The organism is Halobacterium sp. KA-4, from assembly GCF_021028995.1.
Taxonomy (GTDB): Archaea; Halobacteriota; Halobacteria; order Halobacteriales; family Halobacteriaceae; genus Halobacterium.
Genome location: NZ_JAJJZG010000038.1, coordinates 1 through 6761 on the forward strand (window position 1 = coordinate 1; position 6761 = coordinate 6761).

Genomic DNA, 6761 nt, shown 5'->3' on the forward strand with positions numbered 1-6761 from the left:
GCCCTACGACCCGGAGAAGTGGGACGAATACGTCGAGAACCTCCACCCGCACGGCGAACTCGCCTACAACTACGACTTCGAGAAGTTCCAGGAGTACGGGGAGACGATCGTCGGAACCCCCGAGTACGTGGCCGAAGAACTCGAAAAGCAGTACGAGGCCGTGGGCGGAATGGGCCGCATCGTCGGCCAGTTCCACTTCGGCGACCTCCCCGACTGGAAGACGCGCAAGAACCTCCAGCTCTACGCCGAAGAGGTCAAGCCTATGGTCGACAAAATCGGCGACGTCAACCCCGAATAGATCAACGGCCGTCGCGGCTCGGCGCAGCATCGTTTTCTCATCGTCTTACCTAAAGATATATGATGGTTCAGCGGGAACTATCCGTGTGATGAGAGCGCAAGACCCACATCCGGAGTTGCAGGCGTTCATCGACCAGTCGGCAGACGACCCTGCGTTCCACGAGCTCACCGTCGAGGACGCACGCGCGATAACGAACGACGTCTTCACCGTCGACGACCCGGAGCCGGTCGAGACAGTCGAAGACCACACGATCGAGGGCCCCGGCGGCGACCTCTCGGTTCGCGTCTACGCCCCCGAGTCGGACGGGGATCTCGGGGTCACGATGTTCTTCCACGGCGGCGGCTTCATCTCCGGCAGCTTGGAGAGTCACGACCAGCTTTGTCGCGTGCTCGCGAAGACGGCGGGGATCGCCGTCGTTGCCGTCGACTACCGCCTCGCCCCCGAACACCCCTTCCCCGCGGCTCCGAAGGACGCCTACGCCGCGACCGAGTGGGTGGCCGAGAATGCGTCCGAGTTCGGCGGTGATGCCGACCGACTCGCGGTCGCTGGCGACTCTGCGGGCGGGAACCTCGCTGCAGTGGTCGCACAGATGGCGCGCGACCGAGGCGGCCCCGAACTGGTCTATCAGGGGCTCGCGTATCCGACGGTCTCGCCCGACGATGACTGGGAGTCCATCAAAGAGAACGGTGAGGGCTACTTCATCACGAAGGAAGACCTCGCGTGGTTCGATGACCACTACTTCGTGGACGACATCGATACGCGAAACATCTACGGCTATCCGCTGCTGGCGGCCGACCTCGAGGACTTGCCGCCAGCGACGGTGGTGACCGGCGGATTCGACCCGCTCCGTGACGAGGGCGTCGCATACGCCGAGCGGCTCGCGGGGGCGGGCGTATCGGTCGAACACCGCCACTACGACGACGCGATTCACGCGTTCCTTCAGTTGGCGCCCGAACCGTTCGAGTTCGAGCGTTCGCGCGAGGCGTTCGACGACCTCGCCAGCGACCTCGCGGACGCACTCACCGAATGAGCGGACGCTGAGTCGGTCGTCTGGTTCGCGTCCCCGGCGGTCGGCTCCCCACTGCGATGGCTTTACTATCCAGTAACCGGAATCAGTTCGTGAGCCACAGCAAGGGTTATCATCGCGTCGATGCGGGCGGACGACGGTTGACCCATAGCGATGCGGCTGCGCGGGGCCGCAGTCAGTCGACGGCACAGTCGCCTCTGCTAGCTGGGTTCAGGTAGCGTCGAAGGACGCACACACCAGACACATACGAGACCATGACCAACGAGACACGCATCCTGGAAGGAGTTACCGTTCTCGACCTCTCCACGTTCGTCACGGGCGGCTTCTGCTCTGCGATGCTCGCGAATCAGGGCGCAGACGTCGTGAAGATCGAGCGTCCGGAGGTCGGCGACGACAACCGTCACTCGGGCCCGCCGTTCATCCAAGGGGAGTCACCCTACTTCTGGACGGTAAACTACGGCAAGCGGAGCCTCGAGCTCAACTTGAAGACGGAGGAGGGCCGCGAAGCCCTCTACGACCTCGTCGAGGAGACGGACGTCTTCATTCAGAACTACCGACCCGGGACAGCCGATCGCCTCGACGTCGACTACGAGACGATCTCGGCGCACAACGATGACATCGTCTACCTCGCTATCTCCGCATTCGGACAGACCGGGCCGTGGCGAAAGCGTCCCGGCTACGACCTGCTCGTGCAGGGGATGAGCGGCATCATGAGCGTCACCGGTGAGGAGGACGGGCAGCCGGTGAAGGTCGGCCTGCCGATGACCGACCTCATTACTGCGATGTGGGGGGCGTTCGGAACAGTGAGCGCGCTCTATCGGCGCGAGCAGACCGGGGAGGGCGAGTACATCGACCTCGGGATGCTCGAGTCCGCGCTCCCGTGGCTGACCAAACAAGCCGGGAAGGTGTTCGCGGGCGAAGAACCGGAGCGGATGGGGACGAAGGATCCCGTACTCGCCCCCTATCAGACGTTCGAAACGGCTGACGGCTACATTAACGTCGCCTGCCTGAACCAGAAGCTCTGGCGAGGGCTCTGCGAGGCCATCGGTCGCGCGGATCTCATCGAGAACCCGAAGTTCGAGACGAACGCGGATCGCGTCGAGAACATGTCAGCGCTGGAGTCGGAGCTCGAGGCCACCCTTCGCGAGCGGACGACTGACGAATGGATGGACGTCCTCGTCGAGGACGCCGGCATCCCCGCGGGGCCGGTGTTCGACGTCGATGACGCCCTCGACAACCCGCAGGTCAACGCTCGGGACGCAGTCACGGAGATCGAGCATCCAGAGCTCGGGCAGATACCCGTCATCGAGCATCCACTCCACTATGAACACGCCGAAAGCGGGTTCGAGACGCCTCCGCCCCTGCTCGGCGAACACAACCGCGAGGTCTTCAGGGAGCTGGGCTACTCCGAAGAGCGTATCGACGAGCTCGCGGCCGCGGGCGTCTTCGGCGACGAGGAGTGACTCGGTGAGATGACTGGAGTGACAATATCGGGAGTCGGAATAACTCCCTTCGAGAGCGACGCCGAGCGTTCAGCGCTCGAGCTCGCGACAGCAGCGTCAGAAGACGCATTAGACGATGCGGCGTGCTCACTCGAGGCCGTCGACTCAGTTCACGTCGGAAACGTCCTCACAGAGGCGCTCGACGTACAGGGTGGTCTCGCGAACGCGTTCGTGTCCGCGGTCGGCCTCGAAGGCGTCCGCGCGGATCGGATCGAAAATACGAGCGCTAGCGGGGCGAGCGCGACCCATCGGGGTGTCGAGGCGGTGGCGAGCGGCGCGTCCGATGTCGCGGTCGTCGTCGGTGTCGAGAAAATGTCGGACGCGGACACCTCGACAGTAACAGACGCCATCAGCAAACTGACGCACGGACGCGAGTACGTCCAGGGAATAACGTTGCCGTCGTTCGGCGGGTTGGCGGCGGGTGCCTACCTCGACCGATACGACGCCCCGCGTGAGGCGCTCGCGGAAGTGGCAGTGAAGAACCACGAGAACGCCGTGGATAACGACATCGCGCAGTTCCAAAAGGAGGTGTCCGTCGAGGATGCACTCGACTCACCTGTCGTCGCCGACCCCCTCCGGCTCTACGACTGCTGTCCGATGACGGACGGCGCGGCGGCCGTCGTCCTCGAGCGGGAGTCGGACGCCGAAGGCGTCCACGTCAGGAGCATCGGGAGCGCGACGGGAACGCACGCCGTCGCGGAGCGGCCCGACCCCATCGAGATCGAGAGCGTGTCACGCGCGAGCGAGCGCACGTTCGCCGACGCGAACCTATCGCGGAACGACGTCGACGTCGCCTGCATCCACGACGCGTTCACGGTTCTCGAGCTGCTTGAGCTCGAAGAGATCGGGTTCTTCGAACGCGGGACAGCGTGGGAGGCAACGATGCGCGGCGAAACGGCTCGCGACGGTGCGTTCCCGGTGAACCCGGGAGGCGGACTGAAAGCACGTGGTCACCCGTTGGGTGCGACCGGTCTCTCGCAGGTCGTCGAACTCGTCTGGCAGTTACGCGGTGATCTTCGTGGCGACAGACAGGTCGCCGGCGCCGAAACGGGGTTCGCCGTGAACGTCGCTGGGTTCGGCAACAACAGCGTCTGTACACTGCTGGAGGCACCATGACCCGGGGCACGCGCGACGCAGACGGTCTCAGAGTCGACGAAGCGTTTCGCTGCGGCGACTGTGAGAATGAGTGGTATTATACACGCAACCGGTGCCCAGACTGTCAGAGTGCGACGTTCTCGACGTACAGGCTCAGAGAAGGCGAACTCGTCGCGTACACGACGGTCAACGTCACACCGCCGGACGTCCGGAGCGCGAACGTCCTCGGTCTCGCGGCATTCGGCGACGTCCGTCTCATCGCGCAGATGTCGGACGACGATCCGGAAGTCGGTGATAGCGTGCGGTTCGCGGGGCAGTACGAGCTCCGCGAGGGGGGAGAGAAACGCGCGCGGTTGACGGGCGTTGACGGCGACGGTTGAGCTGCGAGTCGACGGCAGCGATTACGCCCCAAGGCCGAAGACGTCGCAGGGGTTCTCGTAGACGACCTGTCGAATCGCGTCGGTGTCAATTCCGAGTCGGTAGAGCTCGAAAACCGCACGCTTGAGCGCGAGTGGGTCGGTGCGGAGGACGTTCGCGCAGTCGGTATCGAGCATGATTCGGTCGGAACCGTACGTCTCGATGGCGTCCGCGACGTCCTCGGGGCCGACCCCAACGAGCCACGAGTGACCGATGGTGAAGCTGAGATAGCAGTTCGTCTCCTCGAGGATGTAGGCCGCGTTGTTCGGATCTCCGTGAGAAGCAACGACGCGGTTCTCGTCGATTCCCGCGTCTCGCATCGCCGCGACGTCGAGTTTGACGGCTTCGAGTTCAGGGTTCGCGTCGTCGATAACGGGGTTCTGGCTCAGGGCGTTCTTCTCGTATCCCGGCGTAGCGAGTTCGGATCGGTAGGTGGGAAGTGCGTCGTTTGTGCGATTGGGCGTGTGGAGGAGGACGGGGAGGTCGTGGTCGTCAGCGAGCTCCATCTGCCGGCCGACGACGGCGCGCTGTGCGTCGAGATCCCAGGATTCGACGTGCTGGCTCGGCGTGACTCCCGTCTCGCCGACCGCCACGACTTCTTCTAAGGCGCAGTAGTCCGCCATCGCCTCCAGCAACTCCTCTGGGTTCGTGATCCGAACGCCCGTATGGACGCCGAGTGCCAGGTTCGCCTCGAAGAAGTGATCCCGCTCGATGGCTCGCCGACGGTTGATCGCGTCATCCCAGAGAAATCGCACGTCGTCGGCTTCCACTGGCTTGTACGGCGTCCAGTGGTAGCCCGACGCCACCATCACCATCGCCTCACACCCCGTGAGCGCGTACTTCTCGCGATCCCCCCACGACAGCGTCTGCGCGTGATTGTGACAGTCTATCCAAGGGAGAGTGAGGAGTTCAGTGGGGGGTTCTTCCTCCTGCTCCTCGTCGAGATACGTCGCGTCGGTCGGCCGCTTCGTCGGATAGGACGTGTCCATTGTCGAACCAGTGCTACGACGATAGCGTCTCCGCCGCCTTAGCGTTTTGCGGGTGCGCGGTGGATCAGCGCGTGAGAACCGACAGGGTGACCGCAATGCCGTGTGAGAAGGCTGTTTCAGTGGGCAAGCACGGATGACGACGGCTTCACGATCGTGGCGGAGACGCCGACGTTCCAAGCCTCAATCCAGGTGGAGACACGAGCGAGAAGCTCGACGCGAGCCATCCGGACGGAACCGCGGCCGCGTGGACACCCCGTATGCAAAGTGTAGAGACCCGTCTCAGTGGCGTGTCACTCGCTCGTGAGCAGGGTTGGTAATTCCTCGGATGGCAGTTAACCAACAGTCGAGAATGGGGCTATGTTGGATCCAGTAGATCCACGGCGGCCGCCGTCGCGGCTGTCGACGCGGAGAGAAGGGGGCGCCCACGCCACGCTCTCAAACCGACCAGTGAGCGGGCGTTCGACCACCACTGATGGACGCCAAACACGCACGGGTGAGCGCGCCGCGACCTCTTCGAGGAAGAGCGACACTCTGGTTCAGCGTGCCGGGGACGGTCGGTCGAGCCGTGCCCGTATCGTAGCCCCCGTCTAGTCTGCTCGGGCACCAGTACGTCTCTCGTGTCAAATTGTGTATATTATCCTCGGCTTTCAGTAATCGCCGAGGACGCCCAGTCGACGAGCACGCCGCGTGGCAAGTCCGAAGATAGCGTATCCGAGTGCGAGGTAGCAGACGGACGTGCCGACGAGGACGGCGAGAGTAAGTGGGTCGAACTCCCAGAGGTGGACGCCATCGACCATCGCACGCTGGAGCATCGCACTCCCCTGTACAAGCGGTAGGAGTCGTGTCCACGGGATGTCGAAAACGGGTGCGGAGATGAGTCCAATAAACGCGAACTGGAGGAGATTGGCGACGTTCGAAATGCGTTTATACAGCACACTCAGTCCACCCATCACAAGGCCGAGTCCGAGCGCGCCGGCGATTGTGAGCACCGCGACCGGGAGCACCGTCACGAGATTGAGGTCGAGTATCGTCCCGGTGATCAGTAACATGACGACCAGGACTACAGCAGAGGTCATGAACGTCCGGCAGACGATAGCGATGGATTTCGCGAACACGACCGGCCCGAAACCGAAGGGCGTCATGAAGTGTCGCTCCAGGGTTCCCCAACTCGCCTCGGACTGGATATCGTTCATAATTCCTGAGTACGCGCCTAGCGAGAGCGTCCACAGGAAGTAGCCGACGATCAGCCCCTCGATGGAATCCGAGAACGCCCGTCCGGCGACAAGCGTGCCGCCGTAGAACATCAGCTGCCTTGTTTTGCCGTCGATTGACGGTCGCTTCAAACGCTCTTAGTGCAATATTCCGCCAGATTAACCCGGAAATGGACGCCGTCTGGCGATATGGCATCGCTCAGACGGCTTGCCCGGATGTGT

At 63.3% G+C, this 6761-nt stretch carries 7 protein-coding genes; 5 read left to right on the forward strand and 2 right to left on the reverse strand.

Going from position 1 to position 6761, the window contains the following annotated elements:
• From LPA44_RS17730 to LPA44_RS17750, 5 genes are all read left to right on the forward strand, one after another.
• The coding region (locus tag LPA44_RS17730; RefSeq protein ID WP_230890810.1) for a hypothetical protein at window positions 1-298 on the forward strand (298 nt) is incomplete at its 5' end.
• An 88-nt stretch (window positions 299-386) separates the two neighbouring features.
• Window positions 387-1328 (forward strand): alpha/beta hydrolase, encoded by a 942-nt coding sequence (locus tag LPA44_RS17735; RefSeq protein ID WP_230890811.1) that lies wholly within the window; start codon window positions 387-389, stop codon window positions 1326-1328.
• Between the two features lie 251 nt (window positions 1329-1579).
• Complete coding sequence (locus tag LPA44_RS17740) at window positions 1580-2788, forward strand: CaiB/BaiF CoA transferase family protein (RefSeq protein ID WP_230890812.1); 1209 nt, start codon at window positions 1580-1582, stop codon at window positions 2786-2788.
• Between the two features lie 9 nt (window positions 2789-2797).
• Window positions 2798-3943, forward strand: coding sequence for a thiolase C-terminal domain-containing protein (locus LPA44_RS17745; RefSeq protein WP_230890813.1), 1146 nt, complete (start codon window positions 2798-2800; stop codon window positions 3941-3943).
• Entirely contained in the window at window positions 3940-4302 is a 363-nt protein-coding gene (locus tag LPA44_RS17750) for a Zn-ribbon domain-containing OB-fold protein (protein ID WP_230890814.1), read from the forward strand. Before LPA44_RS17745 ends, LPA44_RS17750 begins: the two co-directional genes overlap by 4 nt.
• Window positions 4303-4323: 21 nt before the next feature.
• Here LPA44_RS17750 and LPA44_RS17755 read toward each other — a convergent pair whose 3' ends face one another.
• Together LPA44_RS17755 and LPA44_RS17760 are read right to left on the reverse strand one after the other, a co-directional pair.
• Window positions 4324-5328, reverse strand: coding sequence for a TatD family hydrolase (locus tag LPA44_RS17755; protein ID WP_230890815.1), 1005 nt, complete (start codon window positions 5326-5328; stop codon window positions 4324-4326).
• Window positions 5329-5975: 647 nt separating this feature from the next.
• Entirely contained in the window at window positions 5976-6632 is a 657-nt protein-coding gene (locus tag LPA44_RS17760; RefSeq protein WP_330166507.1) for an ABC transporter permease, read from the reverse strand.
• Window positions 6633-6761 lie beyond the last annotated feature (129 nt).

Bases quoted from the DNA above. Each gene is read 5' to 3' on its own strand.
- LPA44_RS17735 (WP_230890811.1), top strand. From the start codon at position 387: ATGAGAGCGCAAGACCCACATCCGGAGTTGCAGGCGTTCATCGACCAG.
- LPA44_RS17740 (WP_230890812.1), top strand. From the start codon at position 1,580: ATGACCAACGAGACACGCATCCTGGAAGGAGTTACCGTTCTCGACCTC.
- LPA44_RS17745 (WP_230890813.1), top strand. From the start codon at position 2,798: ATGACTGGAGTGACAATATCGGGAGTCGGAATAACTCCCTTCGAGAGC.
- LPA44_RS17750 (WP_230890814.1), top strand. From the start codon at position 3,940: ATGACCCGGGGCACGCGCGACGCAGACGGTCTCAGAGTCGACGAAGCG.
- LPA44_RS17755 (WP_230890815.1), bottom strand. From the start codon at position 5,328: ATGGACACGTCCTATCCGACGAAGCGGCCGACCGACGCGACGTATCTC.
- LPA44_RS17760 (WP_330166507.1), bottom strand. From the start codon at position 6,632: ATGTTCTACGGCGGCACGCTTGTCGCCGGACGGGCGTTCTCGGATTCC.